The organism is Caballeronia sp. dw_19, assembly GCF_018449515.1.
Taxonomy (GTDB): Bacteria; Pseudomonadota; Gammaproteobacteria; order Burkholderiales; family Burkholderiaceae; genus Caballeronia.
This window is the reverse complement of record NZ_JAAVUQ010000014.1, coordinates 110,466-135,683: the sequence shown is the minus strand read 5'-3', so window position 1 is coordinate 135,683 and position 25,218 is coordinate 110,466. Positions and strand designations below refer to the sequence as shown.

The window sequence follows — 25,218 nt, the reverse complement described above, 5'->3', positions numbered from 1 at the left end:
GACTGACTCACGTCCAAGGGTGTGGTTCGTCAATGCCACGCAATGTCACGTTCAGTCAGGTTTTACTTACAGGGAGCTATCAATGCAAGACTTATCACCGCAGAAAACCGTCCTCCTCATCGGTGCATCCCGTGGCCTCGGATTCGCAATGGTCGAGGAATACCTCACGCGCAGCTGGCGAGTAATAGCCACCGGAAGGCAGGGCTCCACAGAAAAACTTCGTCAAATCGCAAAAGCTTCGGACGGAGCACTCGAAGTTGAAACCGTCGACATCACGATTCCGGAGCAGGTCGCCGCGTTACGCGGTCGTCTTGAGGGGCGACGACTCGATGTGCTTTTCGTGAATGCCGGTGTCAAAAACGACGATCGTGAAACGATTGCAGATGTCTCGACAGAGGAATTTGTGCGCGTCATGGTGACCAACTCGTTGAGTCCGATGAGAGTGATCGAGGCGTTTCAGGACCTGGTGCAGCCGACCGGAACGATTGGCGTCATGTCGTCGGGGCAGGGCAGCCTCACAAACAACGACAACGGAAATTATGAGGTCTACCGGAGCAGCAAGGCCGCACTCAACATGTTGATGCGCAGCTTTGCCGCGCGCCACCGAAGCGACGCGAGAACCTTGTTACTGATGGCGCCCGGATGGGTACGAACGGACATGGGCGGTACTGAAGCGCGTCTTGGTATCGAAGAAAGCATCCCGAACTTGGTGAGCACGATCGAGGCTTACCAAGGGCGTTCCGGATTGCATTACCTGGACTACCTCGGAAGAGTCGTTCCCTGGTGAACGGCGGCGTATTTCCAAAGTCGCACACTCCCACGCCAATTTACCTGGGGCCTGGATGCTCGCAGCAATGCTGGAAAAATTTCGCTTGAGAAGAGCATTCCAGACGATCGCTATCCAGTCAGCCGATCACCCCTGAAATCATCTATGGACCACTGTTCGTGCGCCGACCGGGCGTTGCTGGTCCCGTCGTAGCACAAATCCGTGTCCGCGAAATGATGATCTTCAATATCGATCGTGATCTTGGAAACTGGTCTTACTTCGCAAAAATTGCGCACTTACGATCCTTCGCAATCCTGCTGATAGGACCTGGTTTTCACGTTGGTTTATTTATTTCACGACATCTTTGGGGTGGGGCGATGAAGAAACAAATCCTGGGAATTGCCGCATGCATGTCCGTGTACGGCGTTGCACACGCTCAAAGTTCGGTGACTCTCTATGGGCTCCTCGACAATGGCTTCGTGTTCAATTCGAATTCAAAAGGTAGCCGCCAGTATGAGTTGGGTTCCGGCAATCTGCAGGGCGATCGTTGGGGCTTGATCGGCTCGGAAGACCTGGGCGGCGGGTTGAAGGCGATCTTTCGCCTGGAAGGCGGCTTCAACGTGGATAACGGCACGCTGGGCCAGGGCGGTGCGGAGTTCGGCCGCAAGGCTTACGTGGGTTTGAAGGGTTCCATGGGCACGGTGACGCTTGGCCGCCAGTACGACCTGCTCGGCGACTATGTCGGCAGCTTCGAGTCGGGCAACGCCGAAAAGCTGGTGACACTCAAAGAGTGGGGCAGCATATACGGCGCGCATCCGGGCGACATGGACAACCTCGACAACACCAACCGGATCAATAACTCGGTCAAGTACGCCAGTCCCAGCTATAACGGCCTGACCTTCGGCGGCTTCTACAGCTTCGGCGGCAAGGCGGGCGAATTCACGCAGGACCAGATATATGCGTTGGGCGCGGGCTACGACAACGGCCCGCTGGCTCTCGGCGTGTCATACGAAAACGCGCGCGACCCGAACTTCTCGGTCTTTGGTTCGAATCCCAACGCGAACTCGCCGACGTCGACCTCAGCGACCAATATGTCCAGCCCGGTGTACAGCGGGTTTGCGTCGGCGCATACATGGCAGGTCGTCTCGGCGGGCGCTGCGTACAAGATCGGCAATGCGACCATTGGGGGCGTGTACAGCAATGTCCAGTTCAAGGACATCGGCGCAGAGGCAGGCGCCGGGCTCAACCCGCAGAAGCTGACGGGCACCGCGACCTTCAACCTCGGGGAAATCAACCTGGCCTATCTGGTGACACCGGCCTTGCAGTTGGGCGCCGCCTATACCTATACGCGCGGCAGCTCGATCAGCAGCATTTCCGGGGCCGCCTACAGCCAGGTCAATCTCGCGGCGAACTATGCGCTCTCCGTGCGTACGGATCTGTATCTGGTCGGCATCTACCAGCACGCGAGCGGCAAGGATTCGACCGGGAAAACGGCAGTCGCGGCAATCGCCAACCTGAGCAATTCGTCGAGCGACGTGCAGACGGCGTTGATCGTCGGTATCCGTCACAAGTTCTGATCGTGCGGTAAATGTGCGCGAAAATGTGCGCGATGCGCCGCACACGAGCCGGTCATGCGGCGAATTCCAGGTCTGGACCGGTTCGCGACATGATCGGCTCGATCATTGAGCAAGCTCGCCCTCGCGGTGCGACGGGCGGTGCATTTCCAGTGTAAAGTTGGGCACCGTCGACTTGAGTTTTGCCCATGTCCGAACCCACGCCCTATCAAGCCTGTCAGGAGACCGCTCGTCTCGTGCTTCGTATGGATGCAGCCATTTCGGCATTCAGGGCCGGGCAGAGGTCGGGGGTGCAAGCACTCGATGCGGAGAGCCAGATTGTCGCCCGTGTCTCGCCTTCTAGCGGCGGCATGCCAGCAAGTGGGACGCGTCCGGCAGAGCGTCGTGTGCCCCGCCGGCCGAACAAGGTGGAGCTCGCCATCCTCACCGCGCTTGCCGACACATACGGCGCCGAAATGCTGACCAATTCCTCCCTTGGCTATGTTTTGCGCCTCTTTGCGAGGTACGGCGGCGTCGCGCTCGTGCAGCGCCTGCTGTTCGGCGAGTCGGCATCCGATCAGCAACTTTCGATGATGCTCACAGCGGCCCGCGTCGCGCTTGCCCAAATCTCGACGATCTTCCCGGATGTGTTCTTCGAGGATGCCAACGCTGTGATCGTGGGGTTTCGACCGCGGCCGCCGACGGGATTTTCCGCGTAGGGCGGAAGTAAATGAGCGAGCGCATGGGTGTATGGCGACACGGTTGTACATCCCACACGTTTGCGCCATTGGCGAGCTGAATCACACAAACAGTGAAGCCGTTCAGCCGGCGCTAAAATAACCGCCTTCGAAATGCGTGGCCTCTCCAACGCTGAACCCTATGATTCGGTCGTTCATATTGCAGGACGGCCAAGGCGTGTCTCATTCTCACTGCGGTCATTCTCACGGCGGTCCAAATTAATCTCACCGACGGCGTTCTCGGCGCTAGCCTTCATGCGCTCAATATGCCCGAAATACTCGGGGTTGTTGTCGCGCTCTTGCTTGGCGGCATGGTCAAAGGGATCGTCAGTATCGGCGTGCCGCTTGTCGCAATGCCAATATTGAGTCAATTCTTGCCGATCAAGCAGGCAGTACTTCTTCTGTCGATGCCGATCATTCTCGGCAATATCCCGCAAGCGCTGGAAGGCGGCGAGATGCTACCAACGGTTCGCCGAATTGCGGCGCCGCTCATTGGCACGGTGCTGGGAAATATCGTTGGCGTGACGGTCCTGATTTCACTCGCACCGCATCGCGCGCAAGCCGCCGCCGGTAGTCTGCTGATGCTTGCCGCGCTGTTGCTGCTCGCGGCGCCGAAGCTCACGCTTTCGCCTGGGTTGGCCAGGCCCGCTGGTTTTGTGTTTGGGTTTGGCGCGGCCGTGATGGAAAGTATCGCGTCGGTGCCCGGCCCTTTGCTTGCGATGTATCTGATCGCGACAGGGGCAACAGGCAAGGCATTTACGAAACAGATCGCGATCATTCTCGTTGTGTCGATCCTTACCCTGATCCTCACTTTTAGCGGAGGCGCTCATACGAGCTTGACCGACATCGCTATTTCGACTGCGGCAAGTGTTCCTGTCATTATCGGCATCATGCTTGTGCGCCCGCTTCGAGACAAACTGCCGCCTGGCGCATTCCGGATGTTGGTGCTGCTTTTTGTACTTGCCGCTGCGTTTCAAATGATCTGGAAATCAGGCATTTTGTAAGGTCCGGGTCCGGAGACTGTCTACCCTGCGAAGCCAATGTCTCAGTGCCGGCCATTGCAGTCGTTCTGCCTGCCTGGAGATCGATCTGCCAAGCGCCGTCGGCGCGTTGGTCGCTCCCGATGATTCCTTGTATCGGTCGAGATGGTATTTTGACTTCTACAAATTTCTACTATCCTAACCTCAAGCTGGCAGCAAACGCGCGGTCGCACGATAGTAAGGCGTCTGGAGGCAAGCCACGGGGGAGTCTTGTGCGAAGACACGTGATGGCCTATACCGCTTGATTTAATCGTCGGCACCATGAACGGACAGTCCGCGAGCCTGGCCCATGACGCCCGCGTTCCGTTGACTTGCCGAATCGCACGCCCGCCATAGCGCTCCGCATGAACGGTACATTGTCTTCATCGATATTGATAGCCGGCTCGCAGCCTCCGATATGCCCACGCAGCCGGTCACTTGCGGGACGCCCTTGGTGGCATTTTGCCAATACTTATCATCGGAAAAACCAATGTTCCCTTATTCACGATCAATCCATAGAATCCAACGATGTATCTGGGATTTCGTTATGCCGATCATGCTCAGGTTCGGTTTGCATTGGAGTGGGTCATGTACGCATTCCGTCGCTAGTTTCCCCGGCTGAAGCGCACCGCGACGCCTCGCTGAATATTGGTTCTCTCAAAGGACTCTCGCAACGTGAATAACCTGCGCCGCGAGTTCGCCCCAATCTCCCGTGCCGCCTGGTCGCAGATCGAAGAGGAAGTGGCGCGCACCTTCAGGCCCGCAGGCGGCAGCGTAAGCCTTACGCCGTGATGCGGCGTAACCCCGAAGCAAGACAGCCTCCAGGTCTCCTGGGGCTGTTCATGGAGTCTCATATGACCACGCGACGCGAAGTTCCGGGAATCCGGCCGTATGACGGACCCGCCGGAGGCTGGGGAGCGCTCCGGGCGACGGCTCAAGCCGTACGGCTGCAAATGGAAAGCATAAAGGCGCCCATTACGCTGCTGCGGACCAATCAGCCTGACGGCTTCGATTGCCCGGGGTGCGCCTGGCCTGACAAGGAACACAAATCCACGTTCCAGTTCTGCGAAAACGGCGCCAAGGCCGTCACATGGGAAGCGACGACCAAGCGGGTGGGTCCGGAGTTTTTCGAAAACAACACGGTGTCGTCGCTGCTACAACGATCCGATTTCGAACTGGAGGATCTCGGCCGACTGACGCATCCTCTCGTCTACGACCGCACCACGGACAAGTTCCGGGCGGTCGCCTGGGACGACGCGTTCGCTCGCATCGGTGAAGTCCTTCGCGGGTTGTCCTCTCCCGACGAGGCCGAGTTCTATACGTCAGGCAGGGCGTCGAACGAGGCAGCCTACCTCTTTCAGTTGTTCGCGCGCGAATATGGGACGAACAATTTCCCCGACTGCTCGAACATGTGTCACGAGCCGACCAGCGTCGGATTGCCCCGGTCGATCGGGATCGGCAAAGGCACGGTATCGCTGGATGACTTCGACGCGACCGAACTGATCCTCTCGATCGGCCACAATCCCGGGACGAATCACCCGCGGATGATGGGAACACTCCACGAATGCTCGCGGCGCAACGTCCCGATCATCGTGTTCAATCCTCTGCGCGAGCGCGCGCTTGAGCGCTTCGCTGATCCACAGAGCATGATCGAAATGGCGACCTTCGGATCGACCCGGATTGCGTCGACCTATTTTCAGGTCGACGCCGGAGGAGATGCGGCCGCCCTCAAGGGCATCATGAAAGCGCTCCTGGCGATGGACGCAGAACAGGGCAACACTGTCCTGGACCACGAGTTTATCGCCACGCATACGCAAGGTTTCGAAGCGTTAGCTGCCGATCTGGAAGCGACGTCATGGGAGGATATTGAAAAGGCAAGCGGACTCAGCCGTGAAGATCTGGAGCAGGTTGCCATTGCCTATGCAAAATCGAATGCGACAATTGTCACCTACGGAATGGGCGTAACCCAGCATAACAAAGGGACCGCGACCGTCCGTCTGATTGCTGATCTGTTGTTATTGCGCGGCAACATCGGCAAACCCGGCGCAGGCATTTGTCCTTTGCGCGGACATTCCAACGTGCAGGGGAATCGCACGGTCGGGATCACGGAAAAACCGTCCGCCACCTTCCTCAAGCAGATTGAAGAGGTATTCGGGTTCGAGCCGCCCGCAGCGCACGGGCACGACGCCGTCCAGGCGATGCAGGCGATGATCGCCGGCACGGCCAAGGCCCTGATTTGCCTGGGCGGAAACTTCGCTGTCGCGTTACCCGATTCCGGGCAGTCCTTTCCCGCCATGGGCAAGCTCGATCTGAGCGTCCACCTCGGTACCAAGCTCAATCGTTCGCATCTGCTAGTGGCCAAAGAAACCTACGTGCTGCCTGTTCTGGGCCGCACGGAACTGGATATCCAGGCGAGCGGCCAGCAATCCATTACGGTCGAGGATTCCATGTCGATGGTCCACGCCTCTTCGGGCAAGCTGACGCCTGCGTCCGAACACTTGCGTTCCGAGCCGGCGATCGTCGCCGGCATTGCCACGGCCACGTTGCCGGACAGCAAGGTGGCATGGAAGGAATTGATCGCCGACTACGACAAGGTTCGGGACCTGATCGAACAAACCGTGCCGGGATTCGAGGCCTTCAATGAACGGATCAGAACGCCAGGGGGATTCCGTATGCCACTTCCTCCGACCGAACGCGTGTGGCCCACGCCGTCAGGAAAAGCGATATTCTCAGTGTACGGCGGAGTGCAGGAAGACGCCGACGTCCTCGGCGCTGAAAACGTGCTCCGTCTCATCACGCTGCGCAGCCATGACCAGTACAACACCACCATCTACGCTTTGGACGATCGTTACCGGGGCGTGTTCGGCCGGCGTGACGTGTTGTTCATGAACGAAGACGATCTTGCCGAGCAAGGACTCGAACACGGTGATCTGGTCGACATCGAAACGATTACGTCGTCGGGCAGACAGCTTCGCCTGGAGAACATCACCGCGATCGCCTACAACATCGCGAAGGGCTCGGTCGGCGCGTACTACCCGGAAGCCAACGTGCTGGTGCCACTCGACTACCTTGACAAAGAGAGTGGCACGCCTTCGTACAAGTCTGTGCCGGTGCATGTTTTGCGCTCAGCAGAAACGTGACTTTAGGCGCAGGATGCCGGGTGAATGTTGTCTTTGGACGTTGCCTTTGCCAGAGGCATCCGGCGGTAATGTCGCGCCCGGCATTGACGCACATCATTGACGCACATACTTGCGATTCCCGTTCAATCCATTTTCAGCAGACGTTAAGTGATCGCGTTGGGTGAACCGCGTAGTGAGCCTGCCGCCACAGGGCGCCCGTTTTACGCAAATACCGTTATCACCTGGAGCCCTTGATCAATCATGGAAATTTTCGATGCATTCCACCTTGCCAGGTTGCAGTTTGCGTTCACGGTCTCGTTTCATATTATTTTCCCCGCTATCAGCATCGGTTTGGCCAGTTTCCTGGCCGTGCTGGAATGGCGCTGGTTGCTGACCGGCGACACGGCCTACAAGGACATGTTTCTGTTCTGGTCGAAGATCTTCGCGGTCGGCTTCGGAATGGGGGTGGTCTCCGGTGTGGTGATGGCCTATGAGTTCGGCACCAACTGGAGCGGATTCTCCACGATAGCCGGCAACATCACCGGGCCGCTGCTGACCTATGAAGTGCTGACGGCGTTCTTTCTTGAGGCCGGGTTTCTCGGCGTCATGCTGTTCGGCTGGCAACGCGTCAGTCCCCGCGCGCACTTCTTCGCCACGCTGATGGTTGCGGTGGGTACGCTCATTTCCACTTTCTGGATTCTCGCGTCGAACAGCTTCATGCAGACGCCGCAAGGATTCGCCATCGAGAATGGTCGTATCGTACCGGTCGACTGGATGAAAGTTATTTTCAACCCGTCGTTTCCGTATCGACTCGCGCATATGACGATCGCCGCATTCATCGTCGCGGCCTTCATTGTCGCCGCTTGCGGTGCGTGGCATCTGTTGCATGGCCGGCGCGACAAACCCGTCAAGCGTAGTTTTTCGATGGCGCTGTGGATCCTGCTTTTGCTGACGCCCATACAGATTTTTGTTGGCGATGCACACGGACTCAACACGCGAAAATACCAGCCGGCCAAGATCGCGGCAATCGAAGGCCTGTGGGAAACCGAGCACGGCGGCACCGCACTCAATCTGGTCGGCCTGCCCGACATGAACGCGGAAGTGACGCGATACACGATCCAGATACCCCATCTGGGCAGCCTGATCCTGACCCACAGTTGGGATGGCGAGATTCGCGGCCTGAAAGAGTTTCCGCCGGGGGATCGCCCGTACTCGCCGATCGTGTTCTGGACGTTTCGCATCATGGCGGGTCTCGGCATGTTGATGCTATTGACTGCGCTGCTCGGGCTACTGCTCAGAGTGCGCGGCCGTCTCTACGAAACGCGGTGGTATCAGCGTTTCGTGCTGTGCATGGGGCCTTCTGGAATCGTGGCGCTATTGGCCGGGTGGATAACGACGGAAGTCGGCCGCCAGCCCTGGACGGTCTACGGCGTTCTGCGTACCGCGGACTCCCTCTCGCCAATCAGTGCCCAGCAAGCAGGCGTTTCATTGCTGATCTTCGTGCTGGTGTATTTCCTCGTGTTTGGCATGGGCGTCTACTACATGTTGAAGATGATGAAGCGCGGGCCGGAGGAGCATATTGACGGCCGCAAGGCCGGCAAGCATCCGATATTGCTCAATCGAGCGCTCGAAGCACTCGAAGGAGAGTAACGCCATGCAAATCGATCTTCCTGTCGTGTGGGCCGCGATCATCGGACTGGGCGTTTTCATCTATGTGATGCTCGACGGATTCGATCTCGGCATCGGCCTGCTGTTTCCGTTCTTCGAGGAGAAAGGCGATCGTCAAGTAATGCTTAATACCATCGCACCGGTCTGGGACGGTAACGAGACGTTCCTCGTGCTCGGCGGCGCCGGGCTTTACGGGGCGTTCCCGGTGGTCTATTCGACGCTCCTGCCGGCGAACTATCTCCCGCTCATCCTGATGGTCGTGGGCCTGATCTTCCGCGGCGCGGCCTTCGAGTTGCGTACCAAGGCCGTCAGGACCCAGCACGCGTGGGATCTCGCTTTCATGGGTGGTTCCGCGCTCGCGGCGCTCTGCCAGGGAATCGTGCTGGGCTCGCTGCTGCAAGGCATCAAGATTGTCGATAGCCGTTTCGCCGGCGGTCCGTTCGACTGGCTCTCGCCGTTCAGCCTGTTCTGCGGAATCGGCGTGCTCTTCACCTATGCGACGCTCGGCTGCGGCTGGCTCATCCTGAAGACGGACGGTGAACTGCAGCGCAAAATGCGGCAGGTCATGAGGCCGCTCGTGAGCGTGCTGCTCGGAGCGATTGTCATCGTGAGTCTCTGGACGGTGATCGGATTGCCTGCGGTTGCGCTTCGCTGGTTTGGAAGCGGCAATCTCGGCTGGTTCCTGCCGGTGCCAATCCTTGTCATAGCTTGTGTATGGGGCATCTTCCGCTCGCTTCGGTTGCAGCACGAAGCGACCCCGTTCATTCTCACCCTCGCGCTCTGTTTTCTCGGCTTCAGCGGCTTGCTCATCAGCATCTGGCCGAACATCGTTCCGCCATCCCTGACAATCTGGCAGGCGTCGTCGAGCCACTCGAGCCAGCTATTTACGCTGGTCGGCACTGTGATCGTGCTGCCGGTCATCCTTGTCTACAACGTCATGCAGTACCGCGTATTCCGGGGCAAGGTGAGGGAAGGGGACGCAGGTTATCACTGATGGTGACGGCGCAGTCAGCACACTACAAGAGCACATCATGATCGTGAGGCCAGGGGAAAATTGGTTCCGGTTGCTATTTGTCTGGAACGGTTCCGTATTGCAGTCGATCATTCCACAACTGGTGTTCATGGGGGCTGTCAGCAGCCTCGCCGTGCTGACGCAAGGCCGAATTTTCGGCGAGAAAATTCCGCTCAATACAGCACCCTTCACGCTATTCGGTCTTGCTCTCGCCATCTTCCTTGCGTTCCGGAATAACGCGAGCTACGAGCGCTTCAACGAGGCGCGGCATCTGTGGGGCAACCTGTTGATCTCCACGCGCGCGCTGACGTCGCAGATGCTGTGTTACGTCCCGTGCGGCGCTGACAAGCTTCAGATGGCCCATACGCTGATTGCGTGCGTCTATGCGTTGAAACATCAACTGCGCGGGACCGACCCGACTCCGGATCTCCTTCGCTTTGTCGGCCGCACGCGAACCCGGGCATTGCAGCACACTTGCTACAAGCCGATTGCGCTTCTCAATGACATCCGTCGCGACTTCGCCGATCTGCAGGATCAAGCATTGGCAACGGACACGAAGCTCTGGATGTTCGACGCGCAGATCAATGAATTGGGACGCGCGATTGGAAGCTGCGAACGGATTGCATCCACGCCTATTCCGTTTGCCTACAGTGTGTTGCTTCACCGCACCGTCTATGCCTATTGCGTGTTGCTGCCGTTCGGTCTCGTCGATTCGACGGAGTTCTTTACGCCGCTTCTCTGCGTTTTCATTTCTTATACGCTTATTGCGCTCGAAGCGATTGCCAGTGAAGTTGCCGAGCCGTTCACCGTCGCGCCTAATGCGCTGGCACTGGACGCAATGACTCGCACCATCGAACGATCGATTCTCGAGCTGTGTGGATGTGAAATTCCCGATGAGGTCGTACCGGTGCGCCCGTATCAACTGACGTAAGGTTTCTGCCTGGACGTATCCGGCGAGATCCGCCACAAAGCCGCCGCAGCGCTTACGGCGACAGGAACACACGAATGAAACTCACCATCAGGTATTTCGCCGGCGCTCGCGAACAATTCGGCGTCTCGCAGGAGATTGTGGACATCGATGCTTCGGAACTACGCATTGACTGCCTGCGCCGCAGGCTCGCGTCGAGAGACGAACGGATGGCCGAGTCACTGCGCGTAGACCGGCCGCTCCGTACAGCCGTCAACCATGAGATGGTCAACGAGACGTTTGTCGTGCGCGAGGACAGCGAAATCGCGTTCTTTCCGCCCGTCACGGGAGGCTGAGGTTGCCCTGAAGCACGCGTGTTCATACGGGTTCACACGTCCGCACGCTCGCACCGCTCAGGCAGCGGCGAGCGTGCCGCTAGCGGGCGCACATCGCCACGAGCTTGCCGACGGTAATCACCGCCTGCTCGATTTCGCTCGACCACGGGCTGCTGTAATTGAGGCGGATGAAATTCCGATAGGTCGTCTCCGAGACCGAGAACATGTATCCCGGTCCGATGGTGATGCCTTGCTCGAGCGCAAGCTTATAGAGCCGCATGGCGTCGACTTTAGGCGGCAATTCGACCCACAGCACGTATCCGCCCGCGGGGTTGGACATGCGCGTACCCTCGGGAAAGAAACGCGAAACGATCGCCTTCATGAGATTGGCCTGCAGCGCATACGCCTTGCGTACCCTTCGCAGGTGGTGCTCGAAACCATCGCGTTCGAGGAATTCCGCAATCGCCAACTGCGGAATCGACGGAGAGGTCAACGTGTTCAGGAACTTGAGTTTCTCGACCTGATCGCGATAACGCCCCGGCAACGCCCAGCCAATCCGGTAGGCTGACGTCAGGCTCTTTGAGAACGAAGCGCAGTGAAGTACCAGCCCCTTCGTGTCGAAGGACTTCAGCGTGCTCGGGTGTGTGCCGTCATAGTGCAGCTCATTGTAGACACCGTTCTCGATGACCGGAATGTCCCGCTTCGTCAAGAACTGGACCAGTTCGCGCTTGCGTTCGTCGGGCATCTTGAAGCCCAGCGGATTCTGGAAGTTCGGCATGACCATGCAGGCAGTGACAGTCTGCGACTCCACGATAGCCGCGAGCGCGTCAATATCGATGCCGTGCTCCGGATGAGTCGATACCTCGATGGCCCTCATGCCCATCCGTTCGATCGCATGGAGCATCGCGTAGAACGTTGGTGACTCGACAGCGATCACGTCGCCGGGCTTTGCGACTGCCTGAAGGCAGAGATTGATGGCCTCGGTCGCGCCGACGGTGATGATGATCTCGTTCGGATCAACCGCCATGCCGTTCTCCAGGTAGCGGCGCGCGATCTGGCGCACGAGCTTCGCATTGCCGGGCGGCAGCGCGTCCGTCACGCCCCACAGCGCCTTACCCCGGCCCGCGTCGTAGGCGTAGCGGTTGAGTTTTTCGAATGGAAACAGGCAGGGGTCGGGATAGGGAGAACCGAGCGGCACCGCATCGTCGACACCGATCGAGCGCAGCGTCGAGAGCACCAGGCGGCTGACGTCAACCGGCGACGAAATCGGGATCGGTTTCGACGGCCGGAGCTCGAGCGTCTTCCGCTCGCCCTCGTCGTTGCGGAAGTTGACGAAATAGCCGGATTGGGGCCGGCTCGTCACAAGGCCACGGCTTTCGAGCAGCAAATACGCGTGGATCGCTGTCGTGACGCTGATTCGATGCTGCTGGCTGGTCTGCCTGACCGACGGGAGGCGTTCGCCATGACGGTATACGCCTTGCCGGATCGATCTCTCGATGTCGTCTGCAAGCTTCTCATAGAGATTCATCGGACGATTCCCGTGGCGCTTCGCTTAGGTAAGTGTCGCTTAGGTAAGTGTCGCTTGGGCCAGTGTCGCTTGGGCCAGTGTACCGGCCGCCCGCCCGCCCGGTGCCGGGACCGTAGCAGAACTGTACTGACGCGAGCCGACCCGATCTGTGCACTCTGCGACCGATGCTCCGGTCTTACTCTTTCCTCCATGGAATGCACGGTGCCAAGTCCCAATGCAGGGATGTGGCGAAGCGCAATCATTGGAGCCAAAGCATGCAAGAGGCAAGACCGAAGGGAAGCGCAAGCGTGTACCAGCAGCCGCGTTCGGCGCTCGAATCAGGCGCGTTCGGCGCAAAGGCAGGTTGGGCGCGATGAATCTGCTAGAAGCCATGCGCATTTACGTCAGGGTGGTTGAGCGCGGCAGTATCTCCGGTGCGGCGAGAGACCTCAATATGGGGCAGCCTGCCGCGAGCGAACGCATTGAGCGACTCGAGAAGTACCTCGGCTGCCGGTTGTTGCTCCGTAGTGCACGCGCTTTCAATTGCACACCCGACGGCCTCACCTTCTACGAGCGTAGCAAGGGGATCCTGCACGCCGTGGAACAGGCGCTTGCCGAAGTGTCGAACGACGAGCAGGTCCTCAGGGGCACGATTCGTATCGCGGCGCCCCACTGCTTCGGCGAGACGGTCGTGCCGCAGGCGTTGACGCTTGTGCGCGCAGCCTATCCTCAACTGAATCTGGAACTGGTCCTGAACGACAGGATCGTCGATCTCGTGACGGAGGGTGTAGACGTTTCCTTTCGTCTTGGGCCGCTCGGAGAAGGAGCGTTCATCGCCCGTCAGCTCGGTCAGGTTGGACGTATCCTGGTTGCTGCGCCGGGCTGTCTGAGCCAGCACGGTCCCATCGCCGAGCCGTCCGACCTGGTAAAACACCCGTTCATTCGGGTCCAGGGCATGTTCGGCACGGACCAGTTGCCGCTCCGGCAAGTGGCAACCATCGTGGAGAACGTGCCGATCCATACCGCGGTCAAGACCAGTCATTGGCGGCCCATGTATGAAATGATCCTCTCGGGTGCGGGCATCGGCGTCCTGGAGGAGCCTGCTTGCGTCGACGCGCTCGCAGACGGTCGGTTGGTGCGCATACTGCCGCAATTCGAGGTGCTGCCCTTCGATCTGAATGTGCTGATCCAGGCGCAACGTCCGGTGCCGCCACGGGTACGGATGATCGTGGCGATGTTAAAAAAGTGCACTTCGGAAATCCTGGAGAGAGTGCGCGTCGACTGTGGCGGAGTGACAAGCCGCTTTGATGAAGTACTTCCCGACGATGATGTTTCCGTACTGCTGAAGCCATCGTTGCGGGCCTGAGCCCGTAACGATGGCCGTGGCGCCGGGAGCGTGTCAGGCTTTGTCTTCCCGGCCGTTGAGCCCGCGCTTGAGCAATTGGCCGGCCGCCTCGCGAGCGTCGAGGCCGAACGACGGCGCAACCGCCACTGCGATCGCGCCGGGTACGAGTCCGAACGCGAGCTGGGCAATCTCGTTTGCAATGCCCGTGGGGAAGAGCCAGGCCGTTACCAGGGCATCCGGCTGCTTTCCACTTATTCCGCTTGCGTTACTGACACCGACGCCTCGCTCGTCAGCATTAAAAATGTCAGTGTTTCGCATAGATAGAGGCGCACTACCGTGTCGGTATGGCTCGTGTAGCCTATTGACACGTCTTCGCCAAGATGCAACTCGAAGTCGCCGCCGCGCATGGACAGCACGCTGCCGCCTGCGAGTGCGGGCGCCCAGATGATCTCGCCGTTCACGATCCGCTTGATGTGCTCGATAACCGGATAACCCTGATCGCGTGCCTCCCCGAGCGCGGTGTATGCGTCGGCGCCGAGCAGCACGGAGTAGGGGCCGTCGACGCCGGCAAGCCGCAGCTGTTCGAGCGCGTTGCTGATCGTGTTGGGATAATCGCTGACGTCGGCCGGTAGCGCGAGCGCTGGATTTGACGAACCTTCGCGAATCCCGCCAATACCCGCAGCCTGATACCCGTCGAAGATCGCACGATCCTCTGCATAAGCGAGCTCCTTTGCTGCGTCCTTCGCGGGCTGCCAGTCGGCATCTTTTGCGCCGCGCACGACACTGTCGATCGCATCGCGCTGCAGCTCGAACGGCACGGTCAACTGAACGAGGGCCTTCACCTCGGACAGTTTCGCCACGACACCTTGCTGCGGCGCGCTGATCGCGATCTGATGCCCCGTGCCGACGCCGGAGAGTTCCGTGCCGCCGGGACCCTTGACGTCGACCACACGACGGCCGGCGACGCTGCGCCTGAAAGTGCGGGCCACTTCCTCTTCGATTTGCGACCAGGCGGCACGGGAAATTGGGGCAAGCTCGCGATGCAGGTTATTCATGTTGGGAGATTCCCTTGAGAGAGCCAATATTCAGTGAGCCGTCATGGCGCGGCTCGGCGGAGGAAGACGTATCGGGTTGCTGCTGTTCGGCAACGGCAACGGCAGCGGACTCTGGATCGCGTTCTGCCAGCGCCTCAAGCAGGGTAGCCGACGGGACGAAGAAAAGGCCACCGGTGACCGCGCGGCTATAGTCGAGCAGCCGGTCGTAGTTGCCCGGCGGCCGTCCGACAAACATGTTCTCGAGCATTTGCTCAATCGGCTCGGGCGAACGGGCATAACCGATGAAGTAGGTGCCGAACTCGCCCGCGCCGGGCCGGCCGAAGGGCATGTTGTCGCGAAGGATTTTCACTTCCTCGCCGTTCTCTACGATCGTGGTCAGCGAGCTGTGCGACGACGACGGTTTGACCGCGGCGTCGAGCTCGATATCGGATAATTTCGTGCGGCCGATAATGCGCTCCTGGGTCTCGACCGAAAGCGCGTTCCAGCCGGTCATGTCGTGCAGGTACTTCTGAACGAGGACATAACTGCCGCCCGTGAACCCCGGATCCTCGTCGCGAATCAGCGTGAAATCGACGGCCTCGCGGCCCGTCGGATTTTCGGTACCGTCGACGAAGCCCACCATGCTGCGCATGTCGAAGTAGCGAAAACCGTGCACTTCATCCACGACCGAGACCGCGTCGCCGAGCCGTCCTACCAACTGCGTGGCGAGCTCGAAGCAGAGATCCATCTGGTCTGCGCGGATGTGGAGCAGGATATCCCCGGGCGTACCCACGGCGCGGCGTTCGCCCTCGCCGAATTCGCGAAACGGGTGCAGCCCTGCGGGGCGCGGGGCGCCGAACAGCGTGTCCCAGGCGTCGGAGCCGAAGCCGCACACGCACGACAGGTTGCCGGAAGGGACACGCTTGCCGACCGAGCGCACGAGGGCGGCGATATCCGCGCACCACGCTCGCACTGTGTCTGCCGGGTCGTGGCCACCCGCGAATGTCGCGACGATGAAAATTGCACTACGGGTGACGGCATTACAAACGGTTTGTGGTTCTGGAATGTCTGCCGGAATGTCTGCTGGAATGTCTTTAGGCATCGGATTGAATATTGATAAGCCGTTACGGATTCCGGCAACAGCGGAACGAACCTCTTTCCGCCTCTGCGGTCCCGGCTTAACGCGGGCGCAAAGCTTTTATCCGAATAAATGAAGCCGGTGTGCTGCTGCGTTCACGGATGTTATACCGCGCAGTCACCTTATGGAAAGGGGCCGCCGCTAGAAACTCATCGAGCCTATAGAAGCATACATCCGGTTCGCGGGACAGGGCTGCTTTGGCAGTCAGTCGCCCCGACGACATGCTCGTGTCACGTTCGCGCCGGTCCACAACGTGTCAAACGACACCCTGCGAAAGGGTGAAAGGGTGCATTGCCAGAGCTCCGCCGATACTTTATATCGGGTTTGGCGGCTTTTTATTCTCGTGTCACATCGTTACCATCGGCTTACTCAGCGGGCTCCCTTGATTGGTCACCCTACGATTGGCGGGCTTTCTTTCGCGCGGCGGTGTACTCGGCGGCTCGTGGCATCCGGTCGACCCAAAAATTCTTCGAGCCTATTTATTGGAAGATGAAATGTTTTCAAGTAAATAATTCGCATGCCGAATTGATTTATGAAGGAAATCTGGTTCCCGAAAGAAGGATGATCCCCGACCGATTGCGTTCGCACATCGTTTAAGCTTGCTCTTGCCGCTACCAACACGCTGGTTCGTTTATTTCATGGCGCCCGGATCATGGCGCTCAAAAGGTGCTCAAGCTAGTGATGCATTGCTGCAGCGACCATAAGATGGAACGGGAGCACGAGTAGCGCTGTCCCGGCGAATCCAAGCAGCCACAATGCAACGAACCATAACAGGCCTTTGAAAAACGTTTTACCGGGCTCACTGCTTTTTGGCGACACGGCATCCCTCCTATAGGCTAGTGATACTGGCTCCGGCGTTGATTTTCTTCTTCTGATCGTTCGTCGACAAGCCGCGCGTGTCACCGGAGAAGCGTTTGGCGAAACATCTTGCCGCCATGATCGAGTACGACGTTCTCGACCTCAACCGGTGACGGTTCCCTGAGACAAAGAGTTCGTCTTTCGCCATGGGAGAGGGCGGTATCTCATGGTAGCTCAGTATCTTTCGGTATCCACCGGCATAGGCAGACGACGAACGCACGAGGATTGTCAACGAGTGCATGTCTGAGTCAACTGCCCTGCGAAGGGTGCTCGAGTGATCGACTTTGTCATTGCTCTTATTGTAGCCACAGGTCTTGGAACCGTCTCAGTTCAGCCATCTACCGACATGGGTCCACGCTTGCCAGCGGACATGGCAAGTATCATGCTGGCGTGATGGACCCAGTCACTTGTTCAATCCAGTGCTCGAATTCCTTTGGTGGCAGAGCCGGTGAGAATAGATAGCCTTGAGCAATGCCATATCCTTGCTCCGCCAGAATCCGGGACTGCTCCTCTGTTTCTACGCCTTCGGCTATCAAGGTCAGGTTAAGGCTTTGGCCGATTCCCATGATTGCGGCGCTCAATGCGCTGGCTGCCTTGTCGTGTGCCAGGTCCGCGACAAAACTGCGATCCAGCTTGAGTTCGCTGACGGGGAGACGGCGTAGGTAGCTGAGGCTGGAGTAGCCCGTGCCGAAATCATCCACGGACAACCGTACTCCCAAGGCAGTCACTTCCTTGATGGTTTTGAGCACCCCGGAATTGGCCTCAAGCAGCACGCCCTCGGTCACTTCCAAAGTGAGTTTCTCAGCGGGGAGAGCATGATCCTCGAGGGTTCGTGCAATTGTTTGTGGCAAATCCGGGTCGCGAAAACTGGTCGGGGAGAGGTTGATCGATACCGATGGTACCGTCAGCCCCCGAGATTGCCACTCGCCCAACTGCCGGCAAGCTTCATGCAAGACCCAGCGCCCCAGTTCCGCGGTCAGGCCGCATTCCTCCGCAAGCGGTATAAATTGAGAAGGTGGGATCATGCCCAGTTCGGGGTGAAACCATCGGGCAAGCGCCTCTACGCCGTAGAGGTGCCGATCTTCGAGGCTGACCTGCGGTTGATAGTGCAAGCACAGGCTTCCGGTCCGAATAGCGTCGCGCAGTGCCGCTTCAAGTGAAATTTTCTTCTGAGCAAGCAGACTCATTTGACCATTGAAAAAACCGTATTGACCTCTCCCGGCAGTCTTTGCCTGGTACATTGCCATTTCGGCACACTGAAGAAGAGTTTCCATATTGCGGCCATCGGCTGGGAAGACGGCAATTCCGATCGTGGCAGACGGCATCAGGCATGTCTCGGCCAGCCTGCACGGTTGCGATAGCGTTTCCTGCAATTGCGTTACCGCTGCCAGGAGTATCCCGTCACTGCACCTGGGTAGCACGGCCACGAATTCATCGCCCGAGAGCCTGCTGATGAGATCTGAAGCCGGAAACTGCGTTCGGATTCGATTCGCCATTTCCCGCAGGAGTTCGTCTCCTACAGCGCGTCCCATCGAATCATTGATCTGCTTGAAGCGATCCAGGTCAATGAAGAGGACAGCTAACTGATAAGATTTTCCGATCAGCGTGGTAATTTCGTGGTTGGCTCTTTCTAGCAACATCCGGCGATTGGGCAGGCCGGTCAGGCTGTCGTAAAAGGCCAGTTGCTGAATGCGCTGTCGCGCGCGCTCCCGCTCGAACGCCACCATGCACAGATGAACGCAAGCCGTAATGACTTGCTGCTGGAAGGAATCGGGCTCCACGGCCTTCCGATAGTAGAAAGCGAAGGTGCCCATGACCTGGCGATCGCTCGACAGGATAGGCGTTGACCAGCAGGCCGTGTAGCCCATTGGCAACACCATATGCCGCCACTCGTCCCATAGCGGATCGGTTGCAATGTCGGGGGTCCAGACCGGTTCTCCCCGGTATGCAGCGGTCCCGCAAGATCCCGCTTCGGGTCCTATTTTGCAGTTCTCGAACAGTTGCCAATATTCAGGCGGGAGACTGGGGCTGGCCAACGGCTGCAGATGGCCTTGGTCATCGAGCATCTGAATTGATGCTGTTACGTCCGGCAGAATGCGCTCGATTTCGAGGCACACCATGTTGAGCACCTGCTGCAATGGCTCTTCGCGGGCCATCGCCTCCAGGGCGCGCTGCTGTAATACTTCATACATCTTGACGTGAGTGATGTCGGTAAGAACTGAAATGGTCTTGCTCAGGTTCCCGTCCAGATCCAGGATCGGATTTACCACGACATTTACCCAGGATCGCTGGCCGTTCTTGCCCGTCAGGATCTCCTCGCGGCGTACCGTGGTTCCCGCCATCAGTTCTGCCCGGAATGGCTGGATAAACGCTTCGGAAAGGCGTGATCCCAGCAGAGCAGCCGGTGTACGGCCGGCGATTTCATCCGGGCCCCAGCCGAACATCCTGATGAACCCGGCATTGACGTAGTGGATGCTCCCGTCGTTGTCGACGATGACGACGCCTGAGTCAGTCGTATCGGCGGCCAGGGCGAGTTGCCGCGCATGCTCGTTCTGGCTAAGCCATTGCTGCTGGCGTTCAGTTATGTCGAGTGCGACCTTGACGATGCGATGCACGCGCTGCTGTGAATCGAATATGGGCGTAAATGTCGCGCCGAGCCAGCATGGGCTGCCGTCACGGCGCTGACGCTCGCAAATGGCGCCGATCAGCGGGTGACCGTTCACCAGAGATTGCCAGAATTCGGTGTATGCGTTCGAGGCAGCGTATGACGGGTCACAGAACGAGCGGTGAGTACGCCCGAGTATCGCGTCATCTTCGTATCCAAGGAGCGTCCGATAATTGCCGTTCGCTGCCACCAGGATACCGTCGGGAGAAAACTCGGCCACCGCCAGTGTGCGCGACAGGGCTTCCGTCAATTCCGGCATATTCGATGGTTGTGCTGACATCACTTTGCCCCTCGTTTTGAGTCCATGATCGCTATTGCTTCGCTCACAGATATGCCGGATTAACGCCAATATTATTGGCGATTAAATTGGGGCGCAGGTATGTAGTTGCTTTACATTTCTTGCGATTTGCCTGCATGGCCGGCAGGACGCCTGGACCGGTTCGTACGGGGTATGAAGATTCCTGAACTTTAGTTCAGCATATCGGCAGCAGAAACAAATTTAAATTTTTTAACCGCTGAAGAGCGGGCTTAATAGCAGCCATGAAGGAGACCGGTCAGTCTGTGACTCAGCCTGAGAGGGCCAAGACGAGTTCTCGCAATCGCACGATTGTCGAACGCTCGTTACCGGGAGTCGTCGGAGCGGCGTTCATCGCAGTCCATGCGAACGGCGGCGCTCAGGCAGGTATGACTGCCTCTTCACGACCCACTTTGGGTCCTCAATCCGGCACGACCGCAATCAAGGTACAACGGTCACAGGAACGAGCCAGCAGTGCGTTGCGCGCCGTAGCGTGGTGATCGCTGATGCCGACGCTCTTGCGCCGCCGTTGCGCGATATCTAGGTGGATCGGATACAAGTCGCCTTGAGCAACGCTTCGAGCCAATCGGCGAACACGTGGAAGCGCCGCGACAGATGCTGCCGATGAGGATAAAGCAGCGTCATCGGCATGGACGCCGCCCGATATAAAGGCAAGACCTCGACAAGTTCGCCGGCGCGCAGATGCGCTTGCACGTCATAGGCGGGAATCTGAATCAGGCCGATGCCCGAGAGACAGCACGCGATGTACGCCTCCACGTTATTCACGCCCACCCGTTTCTTGAGCGGCATCGTTTGCCGCGCGCCGTTTTCCATCCATTCCCATGGAGCAACCCGTGCGTTGGACGGCGACGTATAGCCGACCATCCAGTGATCATCAAGGTCGCCGGGGCTCTGCGGCACGCCATGGCGTGCGAGATATGCCGGGCTGGCCACGTTGATGAGAGGCAAATCCCCCACCGCCCGCGCAAACAACTCCGAGTCGCTTAGCGCACCCACGCGTAACGCGCAGTCGACACGCTCCTCGACAAGATCGACGGCCCGATCCGTCACGCCGATCTCGATATCTATCTGGGGATAGCGGTCCAGAAAATCGGGCAACGCGGGCGCGACGATCAAGCGACCGATGCGACCGGGCATGTCGACCCGTAGTTTGCCGCCAGGCGTACCGCTTGCAAGGCGAAAAAGGTTCTCGGTGTCCTCCATATCCGCGATCAGAGGCAAGCAGCGTTCGTAGAGTGCAGAGCCGTCATGCGTGGTCGAGACCTTCCGTGTCGTCCGATGTAGCAAGCGCGTGCCGAGCCGGCCCTCGAGTTCCTGGACCGCGGCTGACACCGAGGAGCGCGGCATGCCTAAGGTATCCGCGGCGCGCGTGAAGTTGGCGCACTCGACAACCCGCGCGAAGATTCGAAAGAGATCGATACGGTCCATGCTCGGAAAAGCCCAGGCGCTCATGCGCAATGATGCGCAACCGTCGCTCGTGAATTAGTCGGGAATTCTGTCTAGTGCTGTCAGGATAAGGTGCTTTATACGATTTTTCTGCACTGTACCATTAGCTGAAGACGCGGCTGCAATTCGCAACCGCGAGAACGGAGAAATGTCATGGCAGACCACAGCATTGCGGGCAAAACTGTTCTGATTGCGGGTGGGGCAAAGAATCTTGGCGGGTTGGTCGCGCGCGATCTGGCCAGGCACGGCGCAAGAGCGGTAGCAATTCACTACAACAGCGCAAACTCCAAGTCCGACGCGGACAACACGATCGCCGCGATCAAGGCAGCCGGCGCGGAAGGCGTCGCGTTCCAAGCGGATCTCACGCAGGCGAAGGCGATGGAGCAGTTGTTTTCTGAGGTCGTTGCCGCCGTGGGACGGCCGGATATCGCGATCAACACGGTGGGCAAGGTTCTGAAGAAGCCGTTCACGGAAATCAGCGAAGCCGAATACGATGCGATGAGTGCCGTAAATTCTAAAGCCGCGTTCTTTTTCCTGCGCGAGGCTGGCAAGCACGTCAACGACAACGGTAAGGTCGTGACGCTCGTAACCTCGCTGCTTGGCGCGTTCACGCCCTTCTATGCAGCGTACGCGGGCACCAAGGCGCCCGTCGAGCACTTCACTCGCGCAGCGGCAAAGGAGTTCGGCGAACGCGGCATATCGGTGACGGCCGTTGGGCCGGGTCCCATGGACACGCCTTTCTTTTATCCCGCGGAAGGTGCCGATGCCGTGGCGTATCACAGGACGGCCGCGGCGCTGTCGAAATTCTCTAAAACGGGTCTCACCGATATCGAAGACGTGGTGCCCTTCATTCGTCATCTGGTGAGCGATGGATGGTGGATCACTGGGCAGACCATCTTGGTCAACGGCGGCTATACGACGAAATGAACGCGCGGTAATTCCACCAGTGCGCGAGCCGGGCGCTGTCCCACGCCTCAAGCCGCTCAACTGTCTTTTTGTTTGCGGGCGTCCGCTCTGCACTAGTCCCGATAGTCATAAGTCGAGCGTTGCGAATGCGTCCGGATGTCCGCTGCAACTGGAGAATACGCCATTCAATTACGGTCATCGATGGCCCGGCGAATGACCGAGAGCCGCGGTTCCCAACGTTCGCCAAAAGCGCGCGCCTGGTCAAGCCGCGCATGTCGGTGAAGGGCAGCTTTCCGGCATCAGTGCCCGCAGGTAGCCGTCGGCCACTTTCCGCTGCTCATCCCCTAGTGATTGAACGTCCGCTCCTCCACGGTGACGAGTCGTTCGCTCGTTTCCTTAAACGACTGGAAGGACTAAGAGAGCCCCTTAGCGATGTATCAGCACGCCTCAACGAGAAGGGCGATCGTTCGCATGCTTTTTCTTTGTCGGTCGTTTGCGGCGTTCTTTGTGAAAGCACAACTCTCGGGGCCGGGTTGCCCCCCAAATCTGAAAACTCATTTGCGCCAACGGGTCTACCGAAGCGGCGGCTCCAGCCGTAAATTTCGGTCACTGCTTCGCGGCTTAAACAACACAGCGAAGCGAATCCAGTCACTTCACAGGAGCAGACCATGCTTGATCATACCGATGCGGCCACCCTGGCGGACGACACGAGCGTCACCGCCGATGCGCAATACTTTGAATACACGAAGGCAGCGAATCCGATTGGCGCGAAACTGATTTCGCGCGTCCCATTCAAAACATTTCCGGCTGAACTCTATTCGGACGGGCCGACGCGCGTCGTGCCTTTGGACCTCTCTGGCGAACTTGGTTGCCCGGCGCCCGCGACGGGCCCCGGACTTATCGCGAACTTTGTGCGAGTCCTCGCAGGGGACTGTCTTCGTCTTGACCCATTGGCCACCTCGCAAATCTTCTATGTTATTCGTGGGTCGGGTGCGGCTGTACAAGGCGAGCACAAGATTCCATTCACGAAAGGCGCCTTTTTTTCCTTGCCCGGTGGTCTCGAATCCGCCATTACCGCCAGCGAAGACGTGGCGATGTACTACGTGAGCGACGCACCGTTGATGACCTATTTGGGCGTTGACTCCGTTTCTCCGCGATTTGAACCGACTTTGTATCCCGCTGATCGCGCCGAGGCCGAGCTTCAAAAAATTGCGAATGAAGCTAATGCGGGCCTTCGCAGCCGGATATCCGTGCTGCTGGCCAATGCGCACTTTCCCCAAACCCGCACCGTGACGCACGTTCTTTGGGCCATGTTCGGTCTGCTGCCAGGGAATTCGATTCAAAAGCCACACCGCCATCAGTCAATTGCGCTCGATTTTATTATCGACTGCCCTAAGGGATGCTACTCGCTAGTCGGCACGGAGTTGGACGCCGAGGGCAACATCGCCGATGCCACGCGCGTTGACTGGGCTCCGGGCCTGGCCTTCGTTACGCCGCCCGGGTATTGGCACGCACACATCAACGAGTCCGGAGAGGACGCAAGACTGATTCCTATCCAGGATGCCGGCCTGCAAACCTATCTCCGTGCTCTTGACATCCGCTTCGCGAAGTAACGCGGCTCACAGCTGCATTGGCCCCTCGGTACTGGGGGGCATGAAGGCCCGTCCGCGCGCCCAAGCCGCGGCGGGCGGCAGTGCGCTGGCTTGCTGACCATTCCTGGTCATTCATCGCCATACAGCGACGAGCAACGCAATGAGCGATCGGGGGGGGCCCGCAGCGAGCTTTAGTCCTGGTAAGGGATACGGATATCATTGGGTCGCGTGCCCTCATCGGCAAGAAGGTTTCGCCGCAGTGAAGGCGTCGCTCGTCCCCCTATCCTTACCTTGGATTTCTTCAATGGATTATTTTGCAGCGGTTCGGACATTCGTGCGTGCGGCCGAGTTGGGCAGTCTTACCCGTGCTGCCCAGGAACTATCCATCAAGACATCAACCGCTTCACGACACCTTAGCGAACTTGAGGCGGATCTCCGAATTGCGCTGTTCAACAGATCGACCAGAGGTTTGTCTCTAACCGAAGGGGGCAAGGTCTTCTATGCGAAAATTTCAGAGGTGTTGACGCAATTGAAAGATGCGAGAGAGGCGACTTCGTCCCTCAATCTCAGCCCTTCTGGCGTATTGCGCGTGACAATGCCATTGTCTTTCGGTCGAAAGCATGTGATGCCTCACCTTGGCGAATTCATGGAGCGGTTTAGAGATATCGACGTGGATGCAATCCTCACCGACGATGTACTCAACCTCATCGAGTCGCAGATCGATCTCGGCATTCGGATAGGTGAACTGGAAGACTCGTCACTGATGGGTCGCCGCCTTGCCGCGCAGAGGCACGTGGCGTGTGCGGCGCCTGCATACATTAAAGCAAACGGAATGCCGACCGCTCCTGCTGCATTAAAGGCCCACACATGCCTACTGTTCTCGCGATCCGCGAGTCATTCCTGGTATGCCAGGCAGCGGGGCGGTCCGCCTGCGGATTGGCAAAAGACCTTGGTCACTGGACGCCTCACCCTCAACGATATTGATGCGCTGATGTCGGCAACAGAGAGCGGCCTTGGCGTCGCTGTCTTGCCCACATGGCTCGCGTATGAGCCACTCGATGAGGGTCGTCTCACGAACGTGTGCCCGGCTTGGGACGTTCAACCCACGCCGCAAGAAGCCTCCATATGGGCCGTCTATCCCAGGAAGAAGACCGTTTCGTCGAAAGTCCGGTTGTTCATAGATTTCTTTGCCGAGAAGTTCGGCGAACTGCCGTACTGGGATGCGCAGGGCGCCGTCTCTTCCGGGATTCCACGGACGTGAGTCGGGCGAACGCCTCGTGTATTCACGTCTCGAA

18 protein-coding genes and 1 pseudogene are annotated in these 25,218 nt (G+C 58.7%); 14 read left to right on the top strand and 5 right to left on the bottom strand.

The genetic code is table 11. From position 1 onward, the window contains the following. Positions 1 to 82 precede the first annotated feature (82 nt). The 10 genes and pseudogenes from HB376_RS19995 (at position 83) to HB376_RS19950 (ending at position 11,137) form a co-directional block, all read left to right on the top strand. Positions 83 to 787 (top strand): SDR family NAD(P)-dependent oxidoreductase, encoded by a 705-nt coding sequence (locus HB376_RS19995; protein WP_213765404.1) that lies wholly within the window; start codon positions 83 to 85, stop codon positions 785 to 787. A 356-nt stretch (positions 788 to 1,143) separates the two neighbouring features. After that, positions 1,144 to 2,343 (top strand): porin, encoded by a 1,200-nt coding sequence (locus HB376_RS19990; RefSeq protein WP_213765403.1) that lies wholly within the window; start codon positions 1,144 to 1,146, stop codon positions 2,341 to 2,343. Between the two features lie 185 nt (positions 2,344 to 2,528). After that, the gene (locus HB376_RS19985; protein WP_213765402.1) at positions 2,529 to 3,038 is read left to right on the top strand and encodes a hypothetical protein; all 510 of its coding nucleotides are present in this window, start codon (positions 2,529 to 2,531) and stop codon (positions 3,036 to 3,038) included. Between the two features lie 284 nt (positions 3,039 to 3,322). Beyond that, positions 3,323 to 4,060, top strand: coding sequence for a TSUP family transporter (locus tag HB376_RS19980; RefSeq protein WP_213765401.1), 738 nt, complete (start codon positions 3,323 to 3,325; stop codon positions 4,058 to 4,060). 690 nt (positions 4,061 to 4,750) lie between these two features. After that, positions 4,751 to 4,834: pseudogene (locus tag HB376_RS19975) on the top strand (encapsulin); the annotation flags it as partial. Between the two features lie 95 nt (positions 4,835 to 4,929). Next, positions 4,930 to 7,215, top strand: a complete 2,286-nt coding sequence (locus HB376_RS19970; protein ID WP_213765400.1) for an FdhF/YdeP family oxidoreductase — start codon at positions 4,930 to 4,932, stop codon at positions 7,213 to 7,215. Between the two features lie 240 nt (positions 7,216 to 7,455). After that, a complete protein-coding gene (locus HB376_RS19965) occupies positions 7,456 to 8,844 on the top strand; it encodes a cytochrome ubiquinol oxidase subunit I (RefSeq protein WP_213765399.1) in 1,389 nt (462 codons plus the stop codon). Positions 8,845 to 8,848: 4 nt separating this feature from the next. Continuing rightward, complete coding sequence (gene cydB, locus HB376_RS19960; protein WP_213765398.1) at positions 8,849 to 9,856, top strand: cytochrome d ubiquinol oxidase subunit II; 1,008 nt, start codon at positions 8,849 to 8,851, stop codon at positions 9,854 to 9,856. A 37-nt stretch (positions 9,857 to 9,893) separates the two neighbouring features. Beyond that, the gene (locus HB376_RS19955; RefSeq protein WP_213765397.1) at positions 9,894 to 10,805 is read left to right on the top strand and encodes a bestrophin family protein; all 912 of its coding nucleotides are present in this window, start codon (positions 9,894 to 9,896) and stop codon (positions 10,803 to 10,805) included. A gap of 74 nt (positions 10,806 to 10,879) precedes the next feature. Next, positions 10,880 to 11,137 (top strand): MoaD/ThiS family protein, encoded by a 258-nt coding sequence (locus HB376_RS19950; RefSeq protein ID WP_213765396.1) that lies wholly within the window; start codon positions 10,880 to 10,882, stop codon positions 11,135 to 11,137. Positions 11,138 to 11,216: 79 nt separating this feature from the next. On the opposite strand, the gene HB376_RS19945 is transcribed toward HB376_RS19950, so the two are convergent. Then, complete coding sequence (locus tag HB376_RS19945; RefSeq protein ID WP_213765395.1) at positions 11,217 to 12,644, bottom strand: PLP-dependent aminotransferase family protein; 1,428 nt, start codon at positions 12,642 to 12,644, stop codon at positions 11,217 to 11,219. A gap of 352 nt (positions 12,645 to 12,996) precedes the next feature. Between HB376_RS19945 and HB376_RS19940 the strand changes: the two genes are divergently transcribed. After that, a complete protein-coding gene (locus tag HB376_RS19940; protein WP_213765394.1) occupies positions 12,997 to 13,989 on the top strand; it encodes a LysR family transcriptional regulator in 993 nt (330 codons plus the stop codon). 230 nt (positions 13,990 to 14,219) lie between these two features. Here HB376_RS19940 and HB376_RS19935 read toward each other — a convergent pair whose 3' ends face one another. The 4 genes from HB376_RS19935 to HB376_RS19920 all read right to left on the bottom strand — a co-directional run bounded on the left by HB376_RS19935 (position 14,220) and on the right by HB376_RS19920 (position 21,407). Further along, positions 14,220 to 15,023, bottom strand: a complete 804-nt coding sequence (locus HB376_RS19935; RefSeq protein ID WP_213765393.1) for a family 1 encapsulin nanocompartment shell protein — start codon at positions 15,021 to 15,023, stop codon at positions 14,220 to 14,222. Next, positions 15,016 to 16,080, bottom strand: a complete 1,065-nt coding sequence (locus HB376_RS19930) for a Dyp-type peroxidase (protein WP_213765459.1) — start codon at positions 16,078 to 16,080, stop codon at positions 15,016 to 15,018. Before HB376_RS19930 ends, HB376_RS19935 begins: the two co-directional genes overlap by 8 nt. Positions 16,081 to 17,378: 1,298 nt before the next feature. Further along, positions 17,379 to 19,943, bottom strand: coding sequence for an EAL domain-containing protein (locus HB376_RS19925; RefSeq protein WP_213765392.1), 2,565 nt, complete (start codon positions 19,941 to 19,943; stop codon positions 17,379 to 17,381). Positions 19,944 to 20,498: 555 nt separating this feature from the next. Continuing rightward, complete coding sequence (locus tag HB376_RS19920; protein WP_213765458.1) at positions 20,499 to 21,407, bottom strand: LysR family transcriptional regulator; 909 nt, start codon at positions 21,405 to 21,407, stop codon at positions 20,499 to 20,501. A gap of 171 nt (positions 21,408 to 21,578) precedes the next feature. Between HB376_RS19920 and HB376_RS19915 the strand changes: the two genes are divergently transcribed. The 3 genes from HB376_RS19915 to HB376_RS19905 all read left to right on the top strand — a co-directional run bounded on the left by HB376_RS19915 (position 21,579) and on the right by HB376_RS19905 (position 25,184). Beyond that, the gene (locus HB376_RS19915; protein ID WP_213765391.1) at positions 21,579 to 22,352 is read left to right on the top strand and encodes an SDR family oxidoreductase; all 774 of its coding nucleotides are present in this window, start codon (positions 21,579 to 21,581) and stop codon (positions 22,350 to 22,352) included. A 647-nt stretch (positions 22,353 to 22,999) separates the two neighbouring features. Further along, on the top strand, positions 23,000 to 23,944 hold the full coding sequence (locus tag HB376_RS19910; RefSeq protein ID WP_213765390.1) for a cupin: 945 nt from the start codon (positions 23,000 to 23,002) through the stop codon (positions 23,942 to 23,944). A 283-nt stretch (positions 23,945 to 24,227) separates the two neighbouring features. Further along, a complete protein-coding gene (locus tag HB376_RS19905) occupies positions 24,228 to 25,184 on the top strand; it encodes a LysR family transcriptional regulator (protein ID WP_213765389.1) in 957 nt (318 codons plus the stop codon). Positions 25,185 to 25,218: the final 34 nt, after the last annotated feature.